The 25,566-nt window shown below is 60.8% G+C and carries 20 protein-coding genes; 12 read left to right on the top strand and 8 right to left on the bottom strand.

The features are described from left to right. Positions 1 to 5: 5 nt before the first annotated feature. The 4 genes from ACXYMS_RS07530 to ACXYMS_RS07515 all read right to left on the bottom strand — a co-directional run bounded on the left by ACXYMS_RS07530 (position 6) and on the right by ACXYMS_RS07515 (position 4,347). A complete protein-coding gene (locus tag ACXYMS_RS07530) occupies positions 6 to 818 on the bottom strand; it encodes a class I SAM-dependent methyltransferase (RefSeq protein WP_458905113.1) in 813 nt (270 codons plus the stop codon). A 7-nt stretch (positions 819 to 825) separates the two neighbouring features. Beyond that, a complete protein-coding gene (gene asnB / locus ACXYMS_RS07525) occupies positions 826 to 2,679 on the bottom strand; it encodes an asparagine synthase (glutamine-hydrolyzing) (protein WP_458905928.1) in 1,854 nt (617 codons plus the stop codon). Between the two features lie 68 nt (positions 2,680 to 2,747). Then, positions 2,748 to 3,431, bottom strand: a complete 684-nt coding sequence (locus tag ACXYMS_RS07520; RefSeq protein WP_458905111.1) for a class I SAM-dependent methyltransferase — start codon at positions 3,429 to 3,431, stop codon at positions 2,748 to 2,750. Beyond that, complete coding sequence (locus ACXYMS_RS07515; protein ID WP_458905110.1) at positions 3,424 to 4,347, bottom strand: glycosyltransferase family 2 protein; 924 nt, start codon at positions 4,345 to 4,347, stop codon at positions 3,424 to 3,426. Before ACXYMS_RS07515 ends, ACXYMS_RS07520 begins: the two co-directional genes overlap by 8 nt. A 213-nt stretch (positions 4,348 to 4,560) precedes the next feature. On the opposite strand from ACXYMS_RS07515, the gene tviB reads away from it, so the two are divergent. The 12 genes from tviB (at position 4,561) to ACXYMS_RS07455 (ending at position 19,156) form a co-directional block, all read left to right on the top strand. Next, positions 4,561 to 5,844 (top strand): Vi polysaccharide biosynthesis UDP-N-acetylglucosamine C-6 dehydrogenase TviB, encoded by a 1,284-nt coding sequence (gene tviB / locus ACXYMS_RS07510; protein ID WP_458905109.1) that lies wholly within the window; start codon positions 4,561 to 4,563, stop codon positions 5,842 to 5,844. Between the two features lie 23 nt (positions 5,845 to 5,867). After that, positions 5,868 to 6,521, top strand: coding sequence for an acyltransferase (locus ACXYMS_RS07505; RefSeq protein WP_458905107.1), 654 nt, complete (start codon positions 5,868 to 5,870; stop codon positions 6,519 to 6,521). A 63-nt stretch (positions 6,522 to 6,584) separates the two neighbouring features. Then, entirely contained in the window at positions 6,585 to 7,853 is a 1,269-nt protein-coding gene (locus tag ACXYMS_RS07500) for an oligosaccharide flippase family protein (RefSeq protein WP_458905105.1), read from the top strand. 19 nt (positions 7,854 to 7,872) lie between these two features. Next, positions 7,873 to 9,357 carry a hypothetical protein gene (locus ACXYMS_RS07495; RefSeq protein WP_458905103.1) on the top strand — a complete coding sequence of 495 codons (1,485 nt, stop codon included), beginning with the start codon at positions 7,873 to 7,875 and terminating at the stop codon, positions 9,355 to 9,357. Positions 9,358 to 9,410: 53 nt separating this feature from the next. Further along, positions 9,411 to 10,493: a glycosyltransferase gene (locus ACXYMS_RS07490; protein ID WP_458905101.1), complete on the top strand. Its 1,083-nt coding sequence runs from the start codon at positions 9,411 to 9,413 to the stop codon at positions 10,491 to 10,493. Continuing rightward, positions 10,478 to 11,629 carry an N-acetyl sugar amidotransferase gene (locus ACXYMS_RS07485; protein WP_458905099.1) on the top strand — a complete coding sequence of 384 codons (1,152 nt, stop codon included), beginning with the start codon at positions 10,478 to 10,480 and terminating at the stop codon, positions 11,627 to 11,629. Before ACXYMS_RS07490 ends, ACXYMS_RS07485 begins: the two co-directional genes overlap by 16 nt. Before the next feature lie 8 nt (positions 11,630 to 11,637). Further along, the gene (gene hisH, locus ACXYMS_RS07480; RefSeq protein WP_458905927.1) at positions 11,638 to 12,237 is read left to right on the top strand and encodes an imidazole glycerol phosphate synthase subunit HisH; all 600 of its coding nucleotides are present in this window, start codon (positions 11,638 to 11,640) and stop codon (positions 12,235 to 12,237) included. 1 nt (position 12,238) lies between these two features. Beyond that, positions 12,239 to 13,021 carry an AglZ/HisF2 family acetamidino modification protein gene (locus ACXYMS_RS07475; protein WP_458905097.1) on the top strand — a complete coding sequence of 261 codons (783 nt, stop codon included), beginning with the start codon at positions 12,239 to 12,241 and terminating at the stop codon, positions 13,019 to 13,021. Then, the gene (locus tag ACXYMS_RS07470) at positions 13,018 to 15,141 is read left to right on the top strand and encodes a bi-domain-containing oxidoreductase (protein ID WP_458905095.1); all 2,124 of its coding nucleotides are present in this window, start codon (positions 13,018 to 13,020) and stop codon (positions 15,139 to 15,141) included. Before ACXYMS_RS07475 ends, ACXYMS_RS07470 begins: the two co-directional genes overlap by 4 nt. A 66-nt stretch (positions 15,142 to 15,207) precedes the next feature. Beyond that, on the top strand, positions 15,208 to 16,314 hold the full coding sequence (gene wecB, locus ACXYMS_RS07465; RefSeq protein ID WP_458905093.1) for a non-hydrolyzing UDP-N-acetylglucosamine 2-epimerase: 1,107 nt from the start codon (positions 15,208 to 15,210) through the stop codon (positions 16,312 to 16,314). A gap of 152 nt (positions 16,315 to 16,466) precedes the next feature. Continuing rightward, the gene (locus ACXYMS_RS07460) at positions 16,467 to 17,978 is read left to right on the top strand and encodes a heparinase II/III family protein (protein WP_458905091.1); all 1,512 of its coding nucleotides are present in this window, start codon (positions 16,467 to 16,469) and stop codon (positions 17,976 to 17,978) included. Beyond that, positions 17,975 to 19,156, top strand: a complete 1,182-nt coding sequence (locus tag ACXYMS_RS07455) for a glycosyltransferase family 4 protein (RefSeq protein WP_458905089.1) — start codon at positions 17,975 to 17,977, stop codon at positions 19,154 to 19,156. The genes ACXYMS_RS07460 and ACXYMS_RS07455 overlap by 4 nt, the downstream gene beginning before the upstream one ends. 8 nt (positions 19,157 to 19,164) lie before the next feature. On the opposite strand, the gene ACXYMS_RS07450 is transcribed toward ACXYMS_RS07455, so the two are convergent. From ACXYMS_RS07450 to ACXYMS_RS07435, 4 genes are all read right to left on the bottom strand, one after another. Continuing rightward, positions 19,165 to 20,367 (bottom strand): sugar transferase, encoded by a 1,203-nt coding sequence (locus ACXYMS_RS07450; protein WP_458905087.1) that lies wholly within the window; start codon positions 20,365 to 20,367, stop codon positions 19,165 to 19,167. Then, complete coding sequence (locus tag ACXYMS_RS07445) at positions 20,364 to 22,283, bottom strand: polysaccharide biosynthesis protein (RefSeq protein WP_458905085.1); 1,920 nt, start codon at positions 22,281 to 22,283, stop codon at positions 20,364 to 20,366. The genes ACXYMS_RS07450 and ACXYMS_RS07445 overlap by 4 nt, the downstream gene beginning before the upstream one ends. 576 nt (positions 22,284 to 22,859) lie before the next feature. Next, entirely contained in the window at positions 22,860 to 24,245 is a 1,386-nt protein-coding gene (locus ACXYMS_RS07440) for an FAD-containing oxidoreductase (protein WP_458905083.1), read from the bottom strand. A gap of 49 nt (positions 24,246 to 24,294) precedes the next feature. Beyond that, positions 24,295 to 25,452 (bottom strand): LysR family transcriptional regulator, encoded by a 1,158-nt coding sequence (locus ACXYMS_RS07435; RefSeq protein WP_458905081.1) that lies wholly within the window; start codon positions 25,450 to 25,452, stop codon positions 24,295 to 24,297. Positions 25,453 to 25,566: the final 114 nt, after the last annotated feature.

Raw genomic sequence — 25,566 nt, 5'->3', positions numbered from 1 at the left:
CAGCCTTACTCAGGTCGTGTTCCTCGTACCGTCCAGCTATAGCCGTGCCGGTGATAAAGCGTCACATCCGTAAACCCGGCGGCGGCCAGTAGCTCGCGTGCCTCGTCTTCGCGATAGTACTTCGCCCAAGCAGGGTTCAACTGATCGACGATAACCAGATGGACATCGCCCTTGGCCAATGGTGCGAGCACACTGCGCATATAGTGGTGCATGGGCAGCGGAAGCCAGCGGCATAGTCTGATATAGGCCGCCAAGGGTACATAGAGGAGCCAGGCGATGCCGGCATTGACTTGTACGGGCAGTTTTTGAGTGACCCAGCGTAGCGGTTCGACCACACTCAAATATGCAGCATTTCCTTCCCGCCCGTAGAGCCAGATAAGGGCCTGTCCGCCAGGCCTCAGCGACTGGAACATGCGCTGCACCGTGGAGCCTGGGTCCGGAATGTGGTGCAACACGCCGATCGAGACCACATAATCGAGGCCGCCGACAGCGAATTTGTCGCCCCGCTCCTGCTCGATGGTGACCTTGTCGGCAAAGTCGGCGATATTGAGCCGTAGAACTTCCGCGGCGCGGGACGGTTCGATGGCGGTCACATGAGCCGCACCGCATCTTAGCAGCATCAGGGTGATACGACCTGAGCCGGCCCCCACCTCGGCACACCGGGCGCCTGCGAGGGCCTCAGTCGGCAGCAGCGGCCCGACGATGTCCGCGAACATCTCCTGGCTGGCATAGAAGCCATCATTGTCGGTGTAGCGCGACCACTGGTCGCCGAAATCGGCGATGGTCTGCTCTGTTTTCTCGCGTATCCGGTCTGCCATTGTGCTCCTACGGTCCAAGATGCTTGCGCCACTGGGCGAAAGTCATCAGTGTCCACAGCAAATAGGCATGATTGCCTGAGCCGACGAGATGTTCGCGAGCGAGGTTTCGCGTGTAATCCGCACTCAGGTAGGGTTCTACGTAGCTGCCCTCGATCAGAAGATCGGTCAGCGCGGTGCGATATCTGCCGCGCAGTTCGCTGGCCAACGGCACATTGAACCCAGTCTTTTTCCGCTTCACGATTTCTGGCGGCAGTCCGTAGCTCGCAAGCATGCGCCGCAGCAGCGGCTTGGTCTCGCCGTGTGATGGCAGGCGCAACGCCGACGCCATGCCCTGAAGTTGTCCCACGAACTCCAGATCGAGGAACGGGACGCGAGCCTCGACGCCATGTGCCATGCTCATGCGGTCAACTTTCATGAGCATGTCGCCGGGCAGGTAGTAGGAGAGGTCGGCCGCCTGACCCCAGCTTGCCGGATCCCCCGCCTTGTCTAGGCCGCGCGCGTCTGCTATCGCCATCCGGTAATCCAATAGGGGATCCCCACCAGTGCTCCCTAGCAGCCCTTCCATATCCCAGGGCATGGCATACCGTCGCCATTCGCTGTGGGCGAGGTGGCCCTGGGGCAGGCCCTGCAGGAACCGGGCGACCCATTCCAGCTTCGGGTAGCGACTGGCGCCGGAGGCGGACTGGGCAAGCAGCAAGCGCGCAGCGGCACGCGCCGGACCGCCCGGGACAATGTGCCCAACGCGGCTCGCTAGTCTGGTTGCCGCATAGGTCGCATAGCCCCCGAAGAGCTCGTCGGCCCCATCTCCGGACAGGACAACGGTTGCATGACGTTTGGTGGCCGCCGAGAGCCGCTTGACGGCTAGAGCGGAGCTGTCGGCCAGCTCCCCGTCCATATGCCAGACGAGATCGGCAAAGACGTCCGATGCCGGCGCCTCATCGGCATCGGTATCGAGCTGTATGACGTCGAGAGACGAGCCCAGAAGGTCCGAAATGACCCGCGCGGGGCCCGACTCGTCAAAGCTGGCATTGCTGCTGCCGACGGTCAGTGCACGAGGGCGTGGCGCACCGCAGGCCGCGTTAACAAGGCTGGAGTCAACGCCCCCAGACTGCCACACGGCCAGTGGTACATCCGAGCTTCGCTGTCTCAGGACAGCGGCCTCGAAGTGCGGGCGGAGCCAGGCCGCCGCGTCATCGATGGTCACCTGTTGGCCGGGCGTGCCGGCCTTCAGGCTGGTGGAGACGCGGAACAGTTCACTGGCCTCGCCGTCGGGGCCGATGCGGAGGACCTGGCCGGGGGCTATGCTGACCACGTCGGCCATCAGCGAGCTTTCGGGCCCCACATAACCCTGAGCCAGAAGGGTCGCCAGCGCATGGGGATCGATGCGCCGGCCAAAGCCGGGAATGGCCAGGAACGACTTGACCTCGGAAGCGAAGGCCAGCCTTTTCCCGTCCGGTGCACGCCAGAGGTAGAGAGGCTTGACGCCAAAGGCGTCGCGCGCCAACAGCAGCTCGCCCCTGGCTGTGTCATAGGCGCCGAATGCAAAAATGCCGTTGAGGTCGCGGATGGCGACCGGGCCGCGGCAGGCCAGGGCCTCGATCAGAACCTCGGTATCGCATGACGTCCGCATTTCAACGCCATGCTCGGCGGCCAGTGCCTGCGCCATCGGGCCGTCGTTGTAGATTTCGCCATTGAAAGTGATGACCCAGTTGCCCCACTGGCTCACCATGGGTTGCCGTCCCGCGGTAGACAGATCCCGTATGGACAGCCGGCGATGCGCCAGACCTATCTTGTGTGCTGGATGAATGTGGCGCCAGACCCCGTTCTGGTCTGGCCCACGATGGGCCAGGGCATCGGCCATCTGGTCCAATACCTGGTCAATCGGCCTGCGGTCGAAGTTGATGAGTCCGGCAATGCCACACATAGCCGCTAAGGCTTCTCCGCCACGAAGAGATTATTGAGGCCATAACCGAAGGTGCGGTGCCCGGTCAGCGTCAGACCCGCATCCGCGATCAATCGCTTCATCTCGGCCACATCCAGTCCCATCAGCTCGTCGGGATGCATCTCGCGCTCCTTATCCTCGCTATACCACCATATGGCATGTCCGACTTTGCCCACGAACGAACCGATCATGGTAGCGACCACTCGGCCGCCAGATGGCAAGAGGCGATTGGCTTCCTTGAGAGCCTCCGCGCGCTCGGGAATATGATTGAGACAGGCAAGATAGGTGATGGTGTCGAAAGAGCCATTGTCAAACGGCAGCTCGGCCGAGCTGGTGATCTGAATGACCTCCTCGGACCATGGATGAACATCGACCCCGACGCTGTCCGTGCTCGGTTGCCCAGGCGAATGCGACCGGTAGAGCCGCAGCAGCATGTTGTCACCACACCCGATATCCAGCACGCGGCCGCGCAGTTCGGGCAGGCAGATGCGCAGACGCTCGGCACGCAGCGAGGTCAAGTGCAACCGTTCCGACTGATGATCGGGAAGCACGACCATGCGCAGGGGCGCACCAAGGAAATCCCACGCTTGCTGGGGCGCAGACTTGCGCTGCCGGAGTGCCCATTCGGGGGGCGGCGCATCGTGAAAGGCGTTGGCGAGCTTGTCAGTCATGAGCATCCCGGCTTCGCAGCTTCGTTAGACCGACATCCATGCTGTGCTGGAGCCGCAACAAGCTGAGTTGATCGGCGAGCACCGCCAACGCATAGATGAGAAATGCGCTGATGATCATCACGCCACCCAGGACGGGCAGACCCTGTCCATTCACGATCATTACCACGGCGCTGTATACCAGGCCTGCAAACGCCAAGCCGCTGGCTATGGCGCCGAACAGACGGAGGGGCTGCAGAAGGCTGGCGATGCGGAGCACCGTAACCAGCGTCTTGAAGCCGTCCGCCAGTCTGACCTTGCTCTCGCCAATGCGGGGGCGCAGCGTGATCGGGTGGAAGCGGAAGGGAATGTGAAGGCGGATGGTGAGGAACGTACTGGTCGTGCTGGCACTGTAGCCTTCGGGAAGCAGAAGCAGAAAACGCTCAATGATATCACGCTGAAACAGGCGCAGACCGCAGTTGAAATCCCGCACATAGCCCAGCCCGAGCAGCACGGCGAACAGCCGAATCAAGAGTTTTCCAGCGAGTCGGGAACCCGAGACGGAGGCCTGACGAGCGCCGAGAACCGCCCCGAGCCTTTCGTCGTGCAAGCGCAGGACCATGGCAGCGAGGTCTTCGGCACGATGCTCTCCATCGGCGTCGAACCAGGCGATCGTGTCGCCGGTAGCAGCCTCGATTCCTCGGCGCAGTGCAGCGCCATAGCCATGATTATAGGGGAGTCGGATGACACGCACGCCTTCGAACGCTGAAGCGCGCTCGGCTGTCTTGTCGGTACTGCAATCGTCAATGACGATGATCTCGAAGTCGGTCAGGTGCAGTTGCAGATCGGCGATGACGCTGGCGATGCCATCCTCTTCATTGTAGGCGGGGACTAACACGCTCAGGCGTGGATAGCCGCTCTTGGGGCGGGCGTCTGCCACTGGCAATACTCTCAATAGCCTGCAAAACAGGAAGCATCTCGCGCCGGCGACGACCGCATCCGACTAGCGCGGCTTTTACATATAACGGAAACCGTCTTCAAGCGGTGATGGTGCGGAGCGCATCCTGGCCCTTCACTATCGTCCGCCAAGGACTGGCATCAGGCCCCAAAGATGCTATGGAAGGCCCGATTTTCATTGGAATCGGAGCGCGGCGTGATTTTGCGACCCCTTGAAGACCTGAAAATAGCCGTGATCGGGCTTGGCTATGTGGGCCTGCCGTTGGCGGTGGAGTTCGGCAAGACCCGATCCGTGCTGGGCTTCGACATCAGTGGGAAGCGTATTGCTGCGCTGCGGGATGGCAACGATGCAACCCGTGAGGTCAGCGCCGACGAACTGGCGACGGCCCAGCATCTGCGCTTCTCGGCGGATCCTGCGGACCTAGCTTCCTGCCACCTTTTCATCGTCACGGTGCCCACCCCGATCGACGAGCACAAGCGCCCTGATTTCGGGCCGCTCTACTCGGCCTCCGAACTGGTGGGCAAGGCAATCAGGGCAGGCAGCATTGTCGTGTACGAGTCTACCGTCTATCCCGGAGCTACCGAGGAAGAATGCGTTCCGGTTCTGGAGCGCGTTTCGGGCCTGAAATACAATGTCGACTTCTTCGCCGGCTATTCGCCCGAGCGCATCAATCCGGGGGACAAGATCCACCGCCTTCCCGACATCCGCAAGGTCACGTCCGGATCAACTCCGGAAGTTGCCGAGCTGGTTGATGCCCTCTACCGCCAGATCATTACCGCCGGCACTTACAAGGCAGAGTCTATCATGGTCGCAGAGGCCGCCAAGGTCATCGAGAACACCCAGCGCGATCTCAATATCGCCCTGATCAACGAACTGGCGATGATCTTCGACAAGTTGTCACTGGACACAGATGCCGTGTTGAGGGCCGCCGGCACCAAGTGGAATTTCCTGCCGTTTCGACCCGGCCTAGTCGGCGGGCACTGCATCGGCGTTGATCCCTACTACCTGACATTCAAGGCGCAGGCGGTGGGGTATCACCCGGAAATCGTTCTGGCCGGACGCCGTCTGAACGATGGCATGGGGCGCTACGTCGCAGAGCGCATGGTCAAGGCCATGCTGAAACGGCGCATCCATGTTGAGGGCGCCAAGGTGCTGGTCATGGGCCTCGCATTCAAGGAAAATTGCCCGGATTTGCGCAATAGCCGGGTGATCGACGTTATAAGGGAATTGCAGGACTACGGCGCCCACGTCGACGTTCACGATCCCTGGGCCGACCCTGAACAGGCCCAGCACGAGTATGGTCTGGACTTGGTGTCAGAGCCCGGCAAGGGCCAGTATGATGGAATCGTGCTGGCAGTGGCCCATGACATGTTCGCCTCTGCGGGGGCCGAGGCGCTTCGGGCGCTTGGTCGGGAGAACCATGTGCTCATGGATATCAAGAGCGTGTTCGGTAGCAGTGAATCCGACCTCCGTTTGTAGTGCAACTTAGGCGGTGCCCGGCAATGCGAGTTGTCCGACTTCTGTTAGTCATCGGTCTCAGCATCCTTCCGAGTGTGCTCAAGCTGCCCATATTGCGCTTGACGGGCGCAAAGATCGGCAAGGGCTGCTACATCGGTTTCTCGATCATCAATGCCCGCACGATCGAGATCGGTGACCACGTCAATATCGGGCATATGAACCTGATCTGGAACTTGAAGACGCTGTCGCTGGCGACGGGGTCCAAGATCGGCGACTTCAACTGGATTGCCGGAGGGGGCATAGGCGCCCTTCTCATGGGCCGAAACTGCTCGATCCGGCGGTTCCATTTCCTCGAGGCTTCAGGGAACATCTCGATGGGCGCGAACTCGATCCTTGCCGGACGCAGTTCAAAGCTGTTCACTCATGGACTGAGTCCCAGCAAATTCGAAGACATCCGGCCCATAGAGATTGCCGAGTGGTGCTATGTTGGTGCCGGCTGCAGCTTTGTACCCGGGGCCAATGTCGCCAAGGGGACGTTCGTTGGCATGGGCGCCGTCGTCAGCAAGCCGAGCCTTACCACGTATATCCTTTTGGCGGGCAACCCTGCCGTGCAGGTCAAGACGCTTGATCCGAACGACACATACTTCATCCAGCCGTTTCTTCGGCACGCCCATCATCCGGACACATATGCCGGATAGACGCGCGATCTTCAGCGGGTCGCTTCCTCAAGCAATGGCGAGAGTCAACCGGGTGGATTGGCGTTGAAGTTCAAAAGGGACCGAACGGAAATCTTGGCGAGCGTGGTCGTCCGGTTTGCCGCCTTGCCAGCGTCTTTCCTCACCGGCGCGATTCTGGCCCGCTACCTGGGGCCTGAAGCGCTGGGCTACTTTTCGCTCCTTGTCACATTCGCGATCTTCGCCGCTACACCTCTGTTTTCCGGCTGGACCCAGTTCCTGACCCGGGAGATAGCGACGGCCCGGGATGTCGACGACTGGGGCGCGGTCAACGGACTGTTCTGGGCGACTTGTATGCTGGCGGCCGGGTACAGCCTGGCAGTCTTTGTTGTTGGGCTGGTCGTGGTATGGATCGGCTGGACCTCGATCGAGAGCCTGCTTTTCGTCATTGCCCTGAGCGCTGCCTATCCACTTGCCGCGAACCTTGGGGCCATAACGAGAGCGCTGGGTTGGCGCATTCTCGGTCAGGTGCCCGATGCCATAGCTCGACCGGTGCTCTTTCTGGTGCTGATCGGGCTCTATCTGCTTTCGGGCGCGGTGATGGGCGCGCACCAGGCCCTGGTGCTTCAGGCGGCAGCGATCGTCGCCGCCGCTACCCTTGCCTGGCTGCTGATGCGCCTGCAGCTCAGAACCATCGCCGGATATGCGGCAAGCACGATCAAGGTCAACCCGCGCAACTGGCTGAGGGCCTTCGGCCCCGTCCTCGCCATCACACTGGCAAGTGCCGTGGTCACTCATATCTCCCTCATGCTGACGGGGGCTCTGGCGAACCACACCGAAACAGGGTATTACCGAGTCGCTCAGCAAACCGCGTCGCTTGCGGGCATAGGCTTGGCAGGTGTTCAGTCTTGGGTCATGCCGCTCCTGGCTCAGGCACAGGCCAGCCGCGATAGCGAACTACTTCGGCAATTGATCCGCAAGGCCCAACTTGCCGCTTTGGCTTTTGCATTGCCGGTAGTCGTATGTGTTGGTGCTTTTGCGGGGTCAGTCCAAGCGATGATTTTTGGGCCAGAGTTTGCGGCGAGCGGTCCTGTACTGCAGATCTTGCTGCTCAACGAAGCCACTCTTTGCCTGTTTGCGCTCTACCACCACAGCCTGGTAATGAGCGCGGGGGCTCATCGGGCCCTGCCAGGCCTCCTATTGTGCATCGTTCTCAATGTAGGGTTGTCGGTAGCATTGATTCCCAGCCTTGGAGCCGTGGGCGCGGCTACTTCGGGCGCGATTGCCACCCTGGCATGGATGCTGGTGAGCTTCGGCATGTATCGGATTTCGGGAGCGCGGAGTGTCTCAAGCTAGACAAACACCGGCTGCGCAATTGCTCATGCTGGAGAGGCAAAGTTGGCAGTTTGAGTATGCGGTGTTCGCGGCCCTGCTTGCGTTGGCGGGGCTGGGCACCGTCCTGCTTGATGACGCGACTCTGGTGCTCGTGGCAGCCGTTTCATTGTGCCTCACGATAGTGGCGTTGCGCCCGTCGCCGACTGACCCAAGCGCCAGTCTGGTTATGGTGCTCCTGCTGCTCGCGTCGGCCTACCCGCTGCTGATATCGCATGTTTCGGATGCTTCGCTGGTGGCGCTGGGCTCATCCTTGAGGATCGGCTTTCATCAGCCCGAGTGGATTGCCAAGGCACTTGCCATCGTTCTGTTCCAGTGTGCCGCGCTGGTCGTAGCCACAGCGCGCAGTGACAGGCGGCAGGGCGGTCTGGTGTCGTTGCTGCGCGTCCAAGAGCGCTCCCCATGGCCGGGCACCCTGGCGCTGGCGGTGTGCATGGTGGTCACGACCGTACTTGCGAACAGGACTTCCACCATACTGTCCGGCAACTATGGCGAGGTTGAACCCGCTAGCACGGGCTGGTTCTCGGGGTGGCCGGTACTTTATTGCGCTGCCTCCGCCTGGTACATGGTCCGCACTCGGATGAGTCGCTGGTACGATTATGTTTTCTGGTATGCGGTGATCGCCTATTGGCTGTTTCATGGAAATCGCAGTGAAATCCTAATCCAGTCGATGTTGCCGATCCTAGTCTTTGCGGCTCACGGGCCGCGGGTATGGTCGGTGTTGGGCGGGGTGATCAACTGGCGGCGGGTGCCTGCCGCGCTGGTGATGGCGGTCTCTGTGCTGCTGATGTTCGAGAGCGTGGGGTTGTTGCGATCCCACGCGGTTTTTGCTCCGCCGACGCGGGTGTCCCAGCCTACTTCGTCACTGACACCTCAGGTGGCTCCACTCCCGCAAGTGGAAGCCGCGGCTCCGACATTGCAATCCGCCGTGGCGAACGCTCGAGAACTCGCTATTCACACCGGACTCAGCCGGGGCGTTGCTTTGTCCACGATCGGCCCATCGGCTTATACCCTTGTCGCGATCGTTGGCCTAACCGAGACACGGAAGCTGCAGTGGCAATATGGCAAGACGCTTCAGCAATATGTGTATCGGATAGTGCCGAGCCGCCTGAACTGGTTTCCGGGACGGGCGGAGGATATGTCAGAGGTTCTGATGCGCGAGGCTGACACCTTGGGGGGTAGTCATTTCGCGGCAGAAGCCTACCTGAATTTTGGTATCATGGGGGCCATAGCCCTAGCCTTTCTCGTCGGCAAATATTTCAGCCTGCTGGGCAGATTTGCTGCCTCCGGTCTGATAGCGGCCTGGTCGCTCGCCTCGGTTTTCTATCTGCCCCGCCTGGCGTGGTACGGCTACATCTACATGTACAAGTTGATGCTGCTTTTCGGGTTCCTTCTGGCGTGTCAGGTGGCATGGAAGCTGTTTCGTACGGTGGCACGACGGCACGACCTCCAGTTTGGGCCCAAGTAATGCGGCTGGGAATTGACGCATCCCGCAACCGTTCAGGCGGGGCCCGGGCGCATTTGATCGGACTGCTGGAGAACGCCACGCCGGAACAGTTCGGATTCGAGTCGGTGCATGTCTGGTCCTACGGCGCCTTGCTCAACAAGCTGCCCGATCGGCCTTGGCTGGTGCGACACAATCCTGCCGCACTGGAGCAGTCGATTTTTCACCAGTTGCACTGGCAGCGCGCGACGTTCTCCAGGGAGCTTGCCAATCAGAAGTGCTCGATCGTCCTTAATACGGATGCAGGAACCGTCTCACGTTTCAGCCCATCGGTAACGATGAGCCGGGACATGCTGTCCTACGAGCCGGGCGAAATCGATCGGTTCGGCTGGGGCAGGGCTGGGTTGCGGCTGCTGCTGCTGCGCCATATGCAAAATAGCTCACTGCGGCGCGCCTCGGGCGCGATCTTTCTGACGGCGTACGCTGCGGATGTGATCCAGAAATCGTGCGGAAAACTGGCCAATGTGCGCCAAATTCCACATGGCGTCGGCGAAGCGTTTCGGTTAAGGGCTGACCAACGCAAGCCCTGGCCAAGCAACGGTGAGGCCATCGAATGCGTGTACGTATCAAACTCTGCCCCTTACAAGCATCAGTGGGTGGTCGTGCGGGCCGTCGAGTCGCTTCGCCGCGATGGGTTCAACGTCAACCTGACCCTGATTGGTGGGGGGCGCGGAGCGGCGCAGGAAAAACTGGATGCCCAAATCAGGCAAAGCGATCCCAAGAGTGAGTATGTTAAGGCGGTGGATTTTGTCGCTCATAGCGACCTTCCAGAACGCCTTTCTCAAGCGGACCTATTTATCTTTGCCTCCAGCTGCGAAAATATGCCGAACACTCTCCTTGAGGGAATGGCGGCGGGGCTGCCGATTGCCAGCTCTTCTCGAGGGCCCATGCCTGAGGTTCTCGAGAACGGCGGGACGTATTTCGATCCCGAAGACGATGGCTCGATACACCGTGCAGTTGCCGCACTCATTGTAGACAGTGAACTCAGAGATCGCGTTCGTACCCGAGCGCAACGCCTTTCCGAAAACTATAGCTGGCGCCGATGCGCCGACGAGACCCTCGCCTTCCTGGCCGAAACCATGAAATGCTATCAACGATGACTTCCAGCAACGCTCAGGTCTGTTCAAACTGCGTCATGGACACGACCGACTCCGTGATCAAATTTGACGAGCACGGCGTTTGCGATCATTGCCGAACTTTCTACGCCAGGACCCTCCCCGGATGGCACACCGACGAACGGGGCGCACGCGCCCTTGATACATTGGTAGAGAGCATCAAGAAGGAAGGTGAAGGCAAGGATTTCGACTGCATCATCGGGATGAGCGGAGGCATTGACAGTTCCTATCTGACCTACATCGCCAAAGAAAAACTGGGATTGCGGCCCCTGGTCTTCCACGTCGATGCCGGCTGGAACAGCCAAGAGGCGGTCAACAACATCGAACGATTGGTAGACGGGCTTGGGCTTGACCTGTTCACCGAGGTGATTGATTGGGAGGAGATGAAAGATCTCCAGTTGGCATTCTTCAAGTCCGGGGTGTCGCACCTGGATGCACCCCAGGACAATGCCTTCTTTGCGACAATGTACAAGTTTGCCGACAAGTATAACGTCAAGTACATTCTGACGGGGGGGAACCTGTCGACCGAGTGTGTGCGTAATCCTGTCGAGTGGATGTATTATCAATCGGACTCTCGGCAGATCAAAGATATTCACCACAAGTATGGGCAGCGACCGCTGCACAACTATCCTTTGACTTCCATCGTCTGGCACAAGATCGTTTTGCCCTATGTCAAAGGTATCAAGGCGGTTCGCCCGCTCAATCACCTGCCATACATCAAGAGCGAGGCGATGGCCGCCCTGGTGTCCCGCTTCGGCTGGCAGCCGTACCCACAGAAACATTTCGAGTCTCGATTCACCCGGTTCTACGAGAGCTACTGGTTACCGCAGCGCTTCGGCTACGATGTTCGCAAGGTACAATATTCCAGCCTGATCCTGACGGGACAGATGACGCGGGACGAGGCCGTTGAGCTGCTCAAGAAGCCATCCTTCGACGAGAGCACCATTCGCTACGACCTGGAGTTCGTGGCCAGCAAGCTTGGGATCTCGGTCGACGAACTGAACAGCTACATGACCTTGCCCAAACGCAGCTATAAGGACTTCAAGTCGCAGGGGCAGATCTATGAGGTCGGGGCCTGGGTGATGCGTGCACTTGGTCTTGAGATTGGCGGCAAGCGTTGATCACACTTGTGGACTATGGTCTCGGCAACATCCGGGCATTCGAGAACATATATAAGCGGCTTGGCTTGCCGGTGGTTGCCGCAAGGACTGCAGAGGTTCTGTCCCAGGCAACCAAGATCATCCTGCCGGGTGTCGGCGCTTTTGATTGGGCTATGAGCCGGCTCAATGAGTCAGGCATGCGTGACACCCTGGACGACCTCGTGCTCAATCGCAAAGTTGACGTCCTGGGGGTCTGCGTGGGCATGCAGATGATGGCCAAGCGCAGCGACGAGGGCCAGATGGCAGGGCTGGGCTGGATCGATGCGAACGTCGTCCGACTTGACGTGGAACGCCTCAACCAGAGAACTCGCCTGCCACATATGGGCTGGAATGACGTGACTACGGCCAACGGTCAGTCCCTGTTCCGCAACATTGAAAAGCCGCGCTACTACTTCCTGCATTCCTTTGTCGTCACCGCGAACCGCGAGCAGGACGTTCTTGCCCGGACGACCTATGGAACATCGTTTGTCTCCGCCGTGGCCTCGGGCAATGTCTACGGGACTCAGTTTCACCCGGAGAAGAGCCATCAGTGGGGCATAAAGCTGCTGCAGAATTTCGCGGAGGCTTAGCGTGTTACGACCGCGGATCATACCGACACTGCTCATCCACAAGGGCGGGCTGTACAAGACGCAGAAGTTCGGCAGTCCCAAATATGTCGGTGACCCGATCAACGCCGTTCGCATCTTCAACGAGAAGGAAGTGGACGAACTGATCGTGCTGGACATCGATGCCACACGGGAAGGCAGGCCCCCAAACTACAAGGTGATCTCGGCCCTCGCGACCGAGTGCCGGATGCCCCTGTGCTATGGCGGGGGTGTCAGCTCAAGCGCGCAGGTAGGCGACATCATTCAACTGGGCGTAGAGAAGATCGCCATGAGCGCCGCTGCAGTTGCGCGACCGGAATTGATTTCCGAGGCGGCGGCGACCGTGGGCAGCCAGAGCATCGCGGTCGTTCTGGACGTCAAGCGAGGCGGGCTGCTGAAGAAGTACGACGTCGTGACGCACAATGCCACGAAGCGCACGGGCATTGATCCGGTCGTCTTTGCACAGAAGTTGGAAGCCCTGGGGGCCGGTGAAATCGTGGTCAACTCGGTAGACCATGACGGCGAAATGAAGGGTTACGACATTGATCTGATCACCAGGATGCGCAATGCGATTCATTTGCCGATGACTGTCCTCGGCGGCGCCGGATCGCTGGCGGATATCGAGCGGCTCATCGGCGCTTTCGGGATCGTCGGGGCGGCCGCCGGCAGCCTGTTCGTGTTCAAGGGCAAATACAGGGCAGTTTTGATCAACTATCCGAACCCGGTGGAGCGGGAGCAGTTGTTGATGCGTGCGGGGATTGCGGCGTGAAGCAGATCTTACAAAGTCTCAATGACGGCCAGGTCGAGGTCGCTGAAATTCCGGCGCCACGCGCCGGGGCCGGGCATCTGGCGATCGAGACCTCGGCGACCGTCGTGTCCGCGGGCACCGAGCGCATGCTGGTGGAGTTCGGGCGCGCCAACCTGATCAGCAAGGCGCGGCAGCAGCCGGACCAGGTCCGTGCCGTGCTGGCCAAGGTCGCCACCGACGGGCTGGCCACGACGCTTGATGCCGTTCGCAGCAAGCTGGATCAACCGCTGGCGCTTGGCTACTGCAATGTGGGCCGGGTCAGCGAGATCGGTAGCGGCGTCGACGGATTCGCAATCGGTGATCGCGTTGTCAGCAACGGCAAGCATGCCGAGATCGTGGTTGTTCCCAAGAACCTCTGCGCCCGTGTTCCGGACGCTGTCGGCGACGAGAAGGCGGCCTTCACCGTGCTCGCCGCGATCGGCCTGCAGGGGATCCGGCTGGTCAATCCGACGCTCGGTGAAGCGGTTGCCGTGATCGGCCTGGGCATGATCGGACTGCTCACCGTGCAGATGCTGCGCGCGCAGGGCGTCCGTGTACTGGGACTTGATCCCGATCCGCAACGCCTGGCCCTGGCCCGGCAGTTTGGCGCCGAGACGGTGCAGGTTGGCGGCGGCGAGGATGCTCAGCTCGCCGCCTCGGCATTTTCCCGCGGCGTCGGCATGGATGCGGTCATCATCACCGCCTCGACCAAGAGCAGCGATCCGGTCACGCAGGCGGCCAAGATGTGTCGCCAGCGCGGTCGGATCGTCCTGGTGGGGGTGACGGGACTGGAACTGTCACGCGCCGATTTCTACCGCAAGGAACTCACGTTCCAGGTCAGTTGCTCCTATGGCCCCGGCCGCTACGACCCCGCCTATGAAGAGGGTGGACAGGACTACCCCGTGGGCTTCGTGCGCTGGACGGAACAGCGCAATTTCGAAGCCGTGCTGGATCTGATGGCATCCGGCGCGCTCGATGTTGGTCCGCTGATCTCCCACCGCTTTGACCTGGAAAACGCCGCCGACGCTTTCGGCCTGCTGGTTTCGGGCGAGCCGTCTCTGGGTATCGTGCTGAATTTTGCCGGTGCACACGTCGCGGGCCAGGCGTTGCGGACAGTTGAGCTGCCGAAGCCGTCCATAGCGGCAGGGGGAGCTGCGGTCAGCTTCCTGGGGGCGGGCAACTACGCGGCACGCGTGCTCATTCCTGCCTTCAAGGCAGCGGGTGCCGTCCTTCGGACCGTTGTCAGCGGAGCCGGCGTGAGCGCCGTGCACACCGGCCGCAAATTCGGTTTTCTGCAGGTCAGCACCGACGGCGCAGCCGCAATTGCCGATTCAGACGCCGATGCAATCGTCGTCGCGACCAGGCACGACTTGCACGCGCGCCAGGTTTTGGCCGCGCTTCAGGCGGGAAAGCACGTCTTCTGCGAAAAGCCACTGTGCCTGACTCACGACGAACTCGCAGCGATTGAAGCCGAGGTTGCCAGCCGGCCAGGCCAGCTGCTGATGGTCGGCTTCAACCGGAGGTTTGCCGCACAGGTCACCAGGATGAAGGCTCTGCTCGACGCAGTGGCTGGCCCCAAGAGCTTCGTGATGACAGTCAATGCCGGCAGCATCCCATCTGACCACTGGACACAGGACAGTGCTGTCGGTGGTGGCAGGATCATCGGCGAGGCCTGCCACTTCATCGACTTGCTGCGCCACCTGTCAGGCGCCAGAATCACGGCCCAGCACATCGTCACCCTTGGCAGGGCCGCCTCGGCCGGACCGCGTGACGACAAAGCGACCATCGTGCTCAGCTTTGCCGACGGGTCGGTGGGTACCATCCATTATCTGGCGAACGGGCACCGGGCCTTTCCAAAGGAACGACTGGAGGTATTCTGTGCGGGGCGGGTATTGCAACTGGACAATTTCCGCAGGATGCGCGGCTGGGGATGGGACGGCTTCTCATCGCTAAACCTCTGGCGGCAGGACAAGGGTAATCAGGCCTGCGTCGGCGCGTTCATGGCCGCGCTGCGCAATGGCGGGCCGGCGCCCATCGACGTCGGCGAGATATTTGAAGTCAGCCGGATTTCGATAGAACTGGCGGAAGCCGCCAGGGACTAGGGTTCATCAACGGCAGGTGCTTGTTCTGCAGCTGTCATAGTCTTCCTCGTACACAAGACGGACACCATGCTGGTAGACATGATCGTGGGCGCGCGCCCTAACTTCATGAAGGTGGCGCCCATCGCCCACGAAATCGCCAGGCGGGCAGGCAAGACCACGGTGACCTGCCGGATTGTGCATACCGGTCAACACTATGACGAGCGCATGTCGGGCAACTTCTTCCGCCAGTTGGGCATACCCGAGCCGGAGGTGAACCTGCTGGTCGGTTCCGGCAGCCAGGCCGAGCAAACCGCCGCGATCATGGTGCGCTATGAGAAGCTGCTTCTGGAGGCGCCATGCGACCTCTGTCTGGTCGTCGGCGACGTGAACTCCACCCTGGCCTGCGCCATTGCCGCGCAGAAGCTCCGCATTCCGGTCGCCCATGTGGAGGCGGGTATCCGCTCAGGTGACTGGACAATGCCTGAGGAGATCAATCGGCTGGCCACCGATGCGATCAGCAACTGGTTCTTTACCACCAGCCAGGGTGCCACTGACACCCTGCTGAGGAGTGGCGTCGCCGACAGCCGGATACACTTCGTTGGCAACACGATGATCGACGCCCTGCTGTCCAACATCGACCGCCTGATCAAGCCAGCCTTCTTCGACGAGCTCGCCCTGGAGGCAGGCGGTTACTTCGTCATGACGCTCCACCGACCCTCAAATGTCGACCGGGACGGGCACTTCGCCAGGCTGCTCAAGGCCATCGGCGCAGCAACACGGGCGCTGCCAGTTATCTATCCGGCCCACCCCAGAACAGTGACAACACTCCAGGAGATGGCTGACATTCCGTCCAACATCCAGTTGGTCGAGCCGCAGGGTTACCTCGAATTCAATTATCTTGTCAGAGGTGCCAAAGCCGTCATTACCGATTCAGGCGGCATCACGGAAGAGTGCACCGTGATGGGTGTACCGTGCCTGACGCTCCGCGACTCGACCGAGCGCCCCGAGACGGTGGAAGTCGGCACCAACGAGTTGATCGGCACCGATCCTGCCGCGCTTCGGCCGGCGCTCGACAGGCTCTTCGCGGGTTCGTGGAAGGAGGGTGGCATTCCCGACAAGTGGGACGGCCGGGCCGCCGAGCGTATCGTCGACGTGCTTGAAACGCTGCCGCTTGCCCGATCCGCAGGATCCTAGCGGCAGTGCCTGGAAAAATCCTACGCTACTGGCACACGCTGCGCCACCTTCGCCCCGTCCAGATTTATGGACGCGCCTGGTTCCGCATGGCCCGGCCTCGTCCGGATTTGTCTCCGCCGCCGCCCTTGCGCGAACCTGCAGGTCGCTGGGTCATGCCTGCGCGACGCAGCCCGAGCCTGCCCGCGGCGCGGTGCTTCGAGTTTCTCAACCTCACTGGCCAACTCGACGAGATCGGATGGGACGGTCCTGCCCGGTCAAAACTGTGGCGGTACAACCAGCACTATTTTGATGACCTCAATGCAGTTGACGCCGCTTCCCGGAACGACTGGCAGCACGACATAATCGACAGCTGGATACGACAAAACGCCCCTGGCGCGGGTGTCGGATGGGAGCCATACCCCACCTCGTTGCGCATCGTGAACTGGATCAAGTGGGCCCGTGCAGGCGCCTCGCTGCCAGAGGGGTTCGCGCTGAGCCTTGCCACACAGACCCGATACCTTGCGCAGCGGCTCGAGTGGCACCTGCTCGGCAATCATCTTTTCGCCAATGCTAAGGCACTGGTCTTTGCCGGGTTATACTTCGAGGGCAAGGAGGCGCAAGGCTGGCTGAAGCAGGGCGCCGCAATCCTGTCGAAAGAAATCGAAGAGCAAATCCTGCCTGACGGTGGTCATTTCGAACTCAGCACGATGTATCATGTGCTGGCATACGAAGACGTTCTCGATCTCCTGAACATGATCGGGACCGCGCCCGATGCGGTCTTTCCATCGTCGGCACCGCTCGGCGACATGCTCACCAGCCGTGTTGGCCCCATGGGCCAGTGGCTCAAAACCCTGTGCCATGCCGATGGCGAGATCAGCTTCTTCAATGACGCTGCGCTGGGCATCGCGCCTTCGGTTGCCGAAGTGATTGCCTATGCCGGTAGGCTCGGCTTTCCCGTTGCACAGTCCACCGGCTCGCTGTGGCTGTCCAGCAGCGGCTACGCGCGTCTTGAGGCAGGGGGCATGCTGGTTCTGTTCGACATGGCCGTGGTTGGCCCGACCTACTTGCCTGCCCACGGCCACGCGGACACGCTCTCCATCGAGATATCGATCGGGGAACGCCGCGTGATCGTCAACGGCGGCACCTCCGAGTATGGCGTGGGCCCCGAGCGGCTCCGTCAACGCTCGACGCCGGCGCATGCCACCGTAACGGTAGACGACAGCAACTCCTCTGACGTCTGGAGCGGATTCCGTGTCGGCCGCCGGGCCAAGGTGCTGGACGCCACGTTTGTGGGTGGAAGCAGTTCGGTCCATGCCTCCGCCGCCCATGACGGCTACTTCGGACGCAATGGCATACGTCACCATCGCCGATCACTGGACCTGAGCGAAAGCGAGCTGGTCGTGCGAGACGAAATAACCGGCACAGGTCAGCACAGCATCCGCATCGTATTCCCGCTCGGCGAGGGTCTGCTGCCTTTCGTCCATGAAGCAGGCGCCGTTTGCGTTGCCGATGCCGAAGGTGCAAAGATCATGGTGCTGCGAGCGTCCGGAGATGCAGTGCTGACCATCGAGCCGGCGACCTGGCACCCGCGTTTCGGGGTATCGGTTCCAACCAGCCGCATCGTGATATCATATACCGGCAGCCTGCCTTGGGCACATGAGACCATGATAGGAATGGCGCCATGAGGGTTCTCATCCTGAGCTTCTACTACCCGCCTGACCTCAGCGCCGGTTCGTTCCGGACCAAGGCGCTGGTGGATGCGCTGTGCAAGGTCGCGGGCCAAGACCTGCTGATCGACGTCATCACAACGGTACCCAACCGCTACAGTTCACTGGAGACGGTCACAGAAGCCTTTGGCGACGAACCCGGCGTCAAAGTAACGCGGATCGCGCTGCCGCCGCACAAGAGTGGTATGGTGGATCAATCCCGCGCATTTCTCAGCTATGCTCGCGCGGCGATGTCCGCTACGCGAGACGGGCACTGGGATATTGTCTTCGCCACTTCATCGCGGCTGATGACTGCTGCACTTGGCGCCTGGATATCGCGCAAGGTCAGGGCGCCGCTATACCTGGATATACGGGATCTTTTCACTGATACCATCTCGGACCTGCTCAAGGGCAACGCCGTGCGTCTGGTGCTGCCCTTCATGCGCTGGCTCGAGAGGCGGACGTTCCGGTCCGCGAAGCGTCTCAACGTCGTCTCTGTAGGATTTTTGGATCATGTGCGGTCAGTTGCTCCGAACGCGGATCTGAAGGTTTTCACGAACGGCATCGACGAAGAGTTTTTGACTGCAGATTTCACGAAGGCGCCCACGCCTTCAGAGGAACTGCCGCTGGTCCTCTATGCCGGCAATATCGGCGACGGGCAGGGGCTGCATAATATCCTGCCGGAGGCGGCAATGCTGCTGGACGGGCGAGCGAGATTTCGCGTCATTGGCGACGGTGGCCGCCGTCGCCAACTCGAAGCGGGTCTGGCTGCCGGCGGCGTGCGCAATGTCGAGCTTCTAGGTGCGATGCCGCGTGCCCATCTTCAAGAGCATTATCGGGCGGCCGACGTCCTGTTTCTGCATCTCAACGACATAGATGCATTCCGGAAGGTTCTGCCTTCGAAAATCTTCGAGTATGCCGCGACTGGCAAGCCGATTCTCGCTGGGGTCGCCGGTTCCGCGGCCGAGTTTCTGCTGCGGGAGGCCGCAGGCAGCGCCGTATTCCATCCCTGTGATGTGGAAGGGATGGTTGACGCCTTCGGTCAAATGGACCTGAGCGGCCCCATCAACAGGCAGGCGTTCAGGGCGAAGTTTGCGCGGTCGGTCATCATGGAAGAAATGGCGAGGGACATTCTTGCGCTCGGGAACAAGAACTAAGTTCGCGCCTACTTAGTTCGGTCTCCGGACCCGCCGCCCCGCGCCGTGGCCAGGATAATGCGCAGGTCGAGCAGCAAGCTCTGCAGGTCAATATAGCGGTGGTCCCATTCGGCCAGCAGGGGCGGGTCGCTCATATCCACGTTGTTGATTTGGGCAAGTCCGCTTATTCCCGGTTTTATCTTGAAGACGCCACGTGCCCGGCGCGCTTCAATCAGTTCGGTCTGTGAGGGCAGGCAGGGACGGGGACCAATCAGGCTCATCTGATTGAGCAGGATGTTGAAGACTTGTGGTAGTTCATCCAGCTTAGAGCGCCGCAAAAACCTGCCCAAGGGTGTCACCGCCGAAGCGGACACTTGATGTGTGCCAAGCTGAGGCGTCGACTCCTGCATTGTCCGGAACTTGTAGCATGTAAACACCCGCTCGTTATATCCGACCCGCTGCTGCCGGAAGATTCCCGGCCCCGGCGACTGCAGTTTGACAGCGATCCAGACAAGGATCATCGCCCACCATAGCAAAGCCAGCACGGCCAAGGCGAAACCCAGGTCAATTGCGCGCTTGGAGACAGTAAAAGCTATGTTCCCGGCCTGCCCGTTGCTAACAATGAGGGATGACGGCGAGGCCGCGGCGCACGAAGTCAGCTCTAGGATCGTTGCCGATAACCGTCCGGCATCGACAGTCGGTTTCAATGCCCCCAAGATCGTCATTGCGCTCGACCGCAACGGGCCGGGGAGCTCGCTCAGTGCCCCCAGTCTCCCGGACGACCCCGCGCCGGTAACGGCCGGCAGGTAGAGGAAAGTCCGTTCTATCCCCGTCAACTCGTCCAGCGCATCGCGCGCGGCCCGCTTGCTTGTGGCGTAGGGCGACAGGTTTCGGTCGTCTAGGGCATGTGTTGACGAAACATAGACGAAGCGCCCTATGCCTGCGTCGCGGGCGGAGAGGCAAGTCTCCAGTGCAAGGTCGACGTTTACCCCGGCGAAATCCTCATAGGAGCCGGGATCACCATTGTTGCGTACCGCGAGATGCAACAGCAAATCGAACCCCCGCCCGGCACTGGCCAGTTCGGAATATGATATGCACTGGCAACTGGGAAATGTTGCCCGCAGAGTTTCAGGCGTACGTCCTACAAGCAACAGCCTCGCTCCAGCCTGCAGCAGGCGGGGGACGATCTGTCGGCCGACAAAGCCGCTGGCGCCAGTGACTACGATCTTCACAGCGATACGCCGGGCCGGGATATATCTCCGTCGGAGACCGTCGAGGCGTTGGAGTCGCTCCGTGTAACGATGTCGAACAGCACATGGCGCGCATGCGGCTCATCTTCCTGCTCGAGAGCTAGGCGCAGCTCCCGCAGGGCGTCACAAATCGAATCAAAGTTCGCGGTGTCAGCGTAGAGGATCCTAGGATGTCGCGTCCTTGCCGCGGTCGATTCGTCGTAAAAGAGCTCCTCGAAGAGCTTTTCTCCCGCACGCTTGCCCACAGCCACGATTTCGATGTCACCTTCAGGGTTTTTCGCGGATCGCACTGACAGCCCGGCAAGGCGGACCATGTTCTCGGCGAGTTCCGAAATGAGCACCGGCTCGCCCATATCGAGCAGAAAAACGTCACCGCCATTGGACAAGGCGCCGGCCTGCACGATCAACTCCGCTGCCTCCTGGATGGACATGAAGTAGCGGGTCATTCGCGAATCGGTGAGGGTGACCGGCCCGCCATGCGCGATCTGCTCCTTGAACAGAGGCACCACCGACCCGTTGGACCCCAGCACGTTGCCGAAACGAACCGCGCTGAAGCGCTGGCCGGACTGCTTTTTCGCCGCCTGATCGGCCAGGTCGCGGACAATCAGTTCCGCCCACCGCTTGGTCGCTCCCATCACGTTGGTTGGGCGTACTGCCTTGTCGGTAGAAATGAGCACGAAGTCCTTAACGCCCAATCGGAATGCCGTTTCGGCAAGAGTTTTGGTGCCAAAGACATTGTTTCTGATGCCCTCAAGCGCGTTAGCTTCGACCAGCGGTACGTGCTTGTGTGCAGCGGCGTGGTACACCACCTCGACACCATGTTGGCGCATAGTCTCCGAAGCACGGTTCTCGTCCGTCACCGAGCCGAGAACCGGCACCACCGTGACGTCACCCAGCGCCTCAAGTTCGCGATGAATGTTGTAGAGCGCAAATTCGTTTGCTTCGTAGAGCACAAGACGTTGCGGGTGCCAGCGCGCGATCTTCCGGCAAAGTTCGGACCCTATCGATCCGCCCGCTCCGGTTACCATGATCGTTCTGCCGACGATCACTTCCTTGATCAGATCGAGGTCGGGCGGCACCGACGAGCGGCCGAGCAGTTCGTCGATCTCGATGTCTCTCACCTGACTGACCATGTACCTGCCGGTCACCAGATCCATGACGCTGGGAATGGTCTGAGCGGTCACGCCGTGTCCACTGAGCTCGGCTACGATCTCTTTCCGGCGGCTGGCTGTGAGGGAGGGGATCGAAAGGATGACCTTTTTGACGCCATAGGTGCGAATAAGCGCGGGCAGTTGGCTGGGCGAATAGACACGCAGCCCGGCCACTTCCCGCCGATACAGTGCGTGGTCATCATCAATAAAGCCGACGACGAAGTGTGACTGTCGCAGCGACATTGCGAGTTGAGTACCTGCCTGACCGGCACCGTAGATCATCATCGCCGGTCGCGTCCGCCACGTTCCGGCGACCGATGGCCAGAAGACCCACTTCGCGGCAAAGCGGCTGCCGCAGATTACGATGGTAGCGAGTGCCCAATAAATAATCGGAACGGAGCGCGGTACGACCGTTTTTGCCATTAGCTGAGAAAAGTAGGTAACCAGCACCCAAAACACCACCGAGACCGTCACGGCCTGGATCATGGTCCATAATGCGCGCTCCGGAAGGTATCTGACAACGGCGCGGTAGAGGCCCATGCGAACAAAGAGGGGTACGGCCACCGCAGGCGCCGATATTAGGATGGCAATCTCGGCCAAGTCGCGCGGCAATGACCAGCGATCCAGCCGGAGAGAAAAGCTTGCCCACAGCGCAATCGTCAGCGCAGCAATATCGAAGCAAATAAGTATGGCCTTCTTCCAGTTTCGCGGAAGGCCGACAATTTTTGATCGAAGTGTCCCTAACATGCTCACTCTGAACTCGTGGTGTCCCACCTCGCTGCCGAGAGGTGATCGGACTAACTACGTCGCGATTTCTCGGTTCTGGCTGCGTGGTCTAGTCATCCAGGCAACACCGCTTAAACTCTAGACAGCCCTTTAGCTGTAATCCCATCGTCACGCCACACGTAATCCCACTTTCCAACCGGCTAACGCCCTGCGCTCCCATGCTCTTGGGGAGCTAATCCACTCGGGTCAAACTCCCTGACATGGTTCACTAGCGTAGGCCAATGGGCTGCCGGTACGCACGCCACACCTCGCCAGTCCGAGCTTACCATTACCGAAGGCCCATTCATTGCGGGAGAAAACGCCTCAACGCGATAGGTCCCGCTACTACGGATGAAATCAGGCTAGGGCGAAACGGCTCGCGCTCACACACTCACCGGTCCTATCTCTACCGCGCGGCAGCGAACATCGCGGGTCACCTGAGCTGCCCCAAAGAGTTACAGTCGGTCTCCACGCCTCCTGGAAAATGCGCCCGGTCTCGACCAACAGCGGCCAGATCAAAATCAGCCATACTCTGTGTCGGCTTTGGGGTCTTTCGAACTATGATGGATGCGTCTCAAGCTCTCCTGCGATTGTCGGAAGCAGCTCCGACACGGTGGGATGGATATGCATCACGCGCGTCAGGTCATCCGCATTTGCCCCAAGATGCATCATGTCGACGATGGCATGGATGGCCTCGTCGCCACCCGGCCCGAGAATCGCGCCTCCGAGAATGGCGCGGCTTTCGGCGTCCACCACGATCTTCATGAGGCCCTGTGTTTCGCCCTTCTCCACGGCGCGGCTCACTCTGGTCATCGGCCGCTTGCCCACAAGAACCTTGTGCCCCTTCTCGATCGCCTCGGCCTCGGACAAGCCCGCCCGGCCAAGCGGGGGGTCGATGAACAGACCATAGGTCGAGATGCGATCCGAGACCTTGCGATCGCCCCCATCCAGTAGATTGGCTGCGACAATCTCATAGTCGTTGTAGGATGTATGGGTGAACGCGCCGTGCCCATTGCAATCGCCCAAGGCCCAGATTCCAGGCACATTGGTTTCAAGCTGGTCATTGACGCTCACATAGCCGCGCTCGCCACACGCCACGCCGGCCGCTTCCAGACCCAGTTCATCCGTATTGGGTCTTCGGCCCAGGGCTAGTAGGACATGGGAGCCGACAATCTCCGGCGCCCCCTCCTTGCACGAGACACTCACCGCTGGCCGCCCGTCGCCCGACCGGGAAAAGCGAATACATTCGGCATTGGTGCGCACATCGATATCCTCCGCCTCGAGGATATCGCGGATGGCATCCGAGACATCATTATCTTCGCGACTGGCGAGGTGTCCGCTTTTCTCGATCACCGTAACCCGCGACCCAAACCGGCGAAACATTTGCGCAAATTCTAGGCCGATATAGCTTCCGCCCACGATGACCAGATGCTCGGGAAGCGCGCGGAGGCTGAACATGTCGGCGCTGGTAAGCGCGTCGATCTGATCAAGACCGGGCAGGTCCGGATTATTGGCCCGAGCGCCGACATTGAGGAATACCCTGTCCGCACCGATTGTATCCTCGCCAACTCGGATGGTTTCCGCATCGACGAACCGGGCCTGCCCGCGCAACAGGGTGAGGCCATCCATCGAGCCAAGCCAATCCTCAAGCCCCGTGCGCGATTTGGCGCTGATGCCCAGAGCTCGCTCGAGAATGGCCGGGAAGTCGATTTTTGCCGCCGATGGAATGTGAACGCCATGTTCGGCCGCATGAGCGACGGAATGGGCGATCTTGGCGCTGGCCACCATCGCCTTGGTCGGCGTGCATCCGGTGTTGACGCACGTGCCTCCGACGGGCCCCCGCTCCACGAGGGCGACTGTCATCCCGACGTCTGTAAGGCGCCCCGCGAGTGGGGGGCCAGCCTGTCCTGCTCCGATGATGATGGCGTCGAATTTTCGATGCATGGTGCTGGTCCCTTGGTTTGAACGTCGCTATTTCGCGCCGCCGCTGCGGCTAGTTCCCGGCAAGACTTGCCCGCTTTAGGGCTTCCAGCACCGCCGCGCCCGCTGCCGCGCCCGCGGATGATTTCAGCCAGCAAAGCCAATACTGCATGTTGAAACCCGCGGGCAGCGGGATGCAGTTCAGTTCCGGTCCAATGCTCGCGACCGATGCCAGCGGCAGCACCGAGACGAAGTCATAATGCAGTACGAGGTTGAGAATAACCGGAATGGAATCGATCTCAAGAAGGTTCAGCTGATCCCGCGCCCGCTCGTCAAAAGTTGTTTCAAGCAGGTGGTCGATGCACAGGCGCAGGCCGCTGCGCGGACTGGGCACGGCAATGGCCCGCTCGCGCAAAGCCGCGGCGATGTCGGTTCCTCTTGCGCCCACGATGGCCAGTGCGGAGGTGACGATTAGCGTGCCCTCGAGATCCTCGGGCGGCCGCTCGGTATCGAGCAGGACAAGATCGAAACTGCCATTCTTGAGGCCCCGCAGCAGTTCCTCTGCAGTCGTCGAACTGACGAAAAGCGGCTGCCTGGGGTGCATGGAGATCCAGTTGGCGGTCAACTTGGCAAGCTGGCGGGCAATTTCGCTTTCATAGCCCAGGGGCATGATCGACCCGAGGCGGACCGTCGCCTGTGTCCGGCGAAACCGGTCCTCGGAAGTGCGCGAAATGCGGCCCCACAGGTGCAGCAAGGCAATCACATGACCGCGCACGATGTCGCCGTCCGCGCTCAATGCCGAGCCGCCCGTTCCGCGCGCCAGCAATCGCCGTCCCAGCGCCCCTTCCAGATGGGCCAATTGCCGCGACAATTGGGGCTGTCCCAGTCGCAATGCCCGAGCCGCCTGGCGGATGCTGCCACGCTCTGCCACTTCAACAAACCGCTCCAGCGCTTGCAGTTGGACTGCGGATGCGAAAGGATCGCTCTGCTCGGCAAAAAGGGCCCGGGCCAAGAGGGCGGCTTTCGACAGCGCGGGCGCCATGCGGCCGGCCTCCAGGGAAAAAACCAGTCCCGTTCCCGCCCGCTGGCAAAGCGTGGCGGAAACGGCGTTCTCGAAGCGGTCAAGCGCAGCAGATATGCTGGATACCGGCCGGCCGGAAATGCGGGCGGCGCCGCGCAGGCTGCGCTCCCGCAGGATTGCATCGACGATCAGCAGTGTCGCGGTGTCCATGGAGGGGTCCCGCCTCATTGTTGAGCACGGCGCCTGAGTGCCCACAAACAAAACATAGCCTGTTCAGCTTTTGGGATATCCCGTGACCTCAGATTATTCAATAGCGTCCCGGAA

It is taken from the genome of Devosia sp. CAU 1758, from assembly GCF_054482695.1.
This window is presented reverse-complemented; position numbering and strand designations above follow the sequence as displayed.

Bases quoted from the DNA above. Each gene is read 5' to 3' on its own strand.
- ACXYMS_RS07530 (WP_458905113.1), bottom strand. From the start codon at position 818: ATGGCAGACCGGATACGCGAGAAAACAGAGCAGACCATCGCCGATTTC.
- ACXYMS_RS07505 (WP_458905107.1), top strand. From the start codon at position 5,868: ATGCGAGTTGTCCGACTTCTGTTAGTCATCGGTCTCAGCATCCTTCCG.
- ACXYMS_RS07440 (WP_458905083.1), bottom strand. From the start codon at position 24,245: ATGCATCGAAAATTCGACGCCATCATCATCGGAGCAGGACAGGCTGGC.
- ACXYMS_RS07460 (WP_458905091.1), top strand. From the start codon at position 16,467: ATGCCTGCGCGACGCAGCCCGAGCCTGCCCGCGGCGCGGTGCTTCGAG.
- ACXYMS_RS07485 (WP_458905099.1), top strand. From the start codon at position 10,478: ATGCTATCAACGATGACTTCCAGCAACGCTCAGGTCTGTTCAAACTGC.
- ACXYMS_RS07520 (WP_458905111.1), bottom strand. From the start codon at position 3,431: ATGACTGACAAGCTCGCCAACGCCTTTCACGATGCGCCGCCCCCCGAA.
- asnB (WP_458905928.1), bottom strand. From the start codon at position 2,679: ATGGCCGATGCCCTGGCCCATCGTGGGCCAGACCAGAACGGGGTCTGG.
- ACXYMS_RS07445 (WP_458905085.1), bottom strand. From the start codon at position 22,283: ATGTTAGGGACACTTCGATCAAAAATTGTCGGCCTTCCGCGAAACTGG.
- ACXYMS_RS07455 (WP_458905089.1), top strand. From the start codon at position 17,975: ATGAGGGTTCTCATCCTGAGCTTCTACTACCCGCCTGACCTCAGCGCC.
- wecB (WP_458905093.1), top strand. From the start codon at position 15,208: ATGCTGGTAGACATGATCGTGGGCGCGCGCCCTAACTTCATGAAGGTG.
- ACXYMS_RS07435 (WP_458905081.1), bottom strand. From the start codon at position 25,452: ATGGACACCGCGACACTGCTGATCGTCGATGCAATCCTGCGGGAGCGC.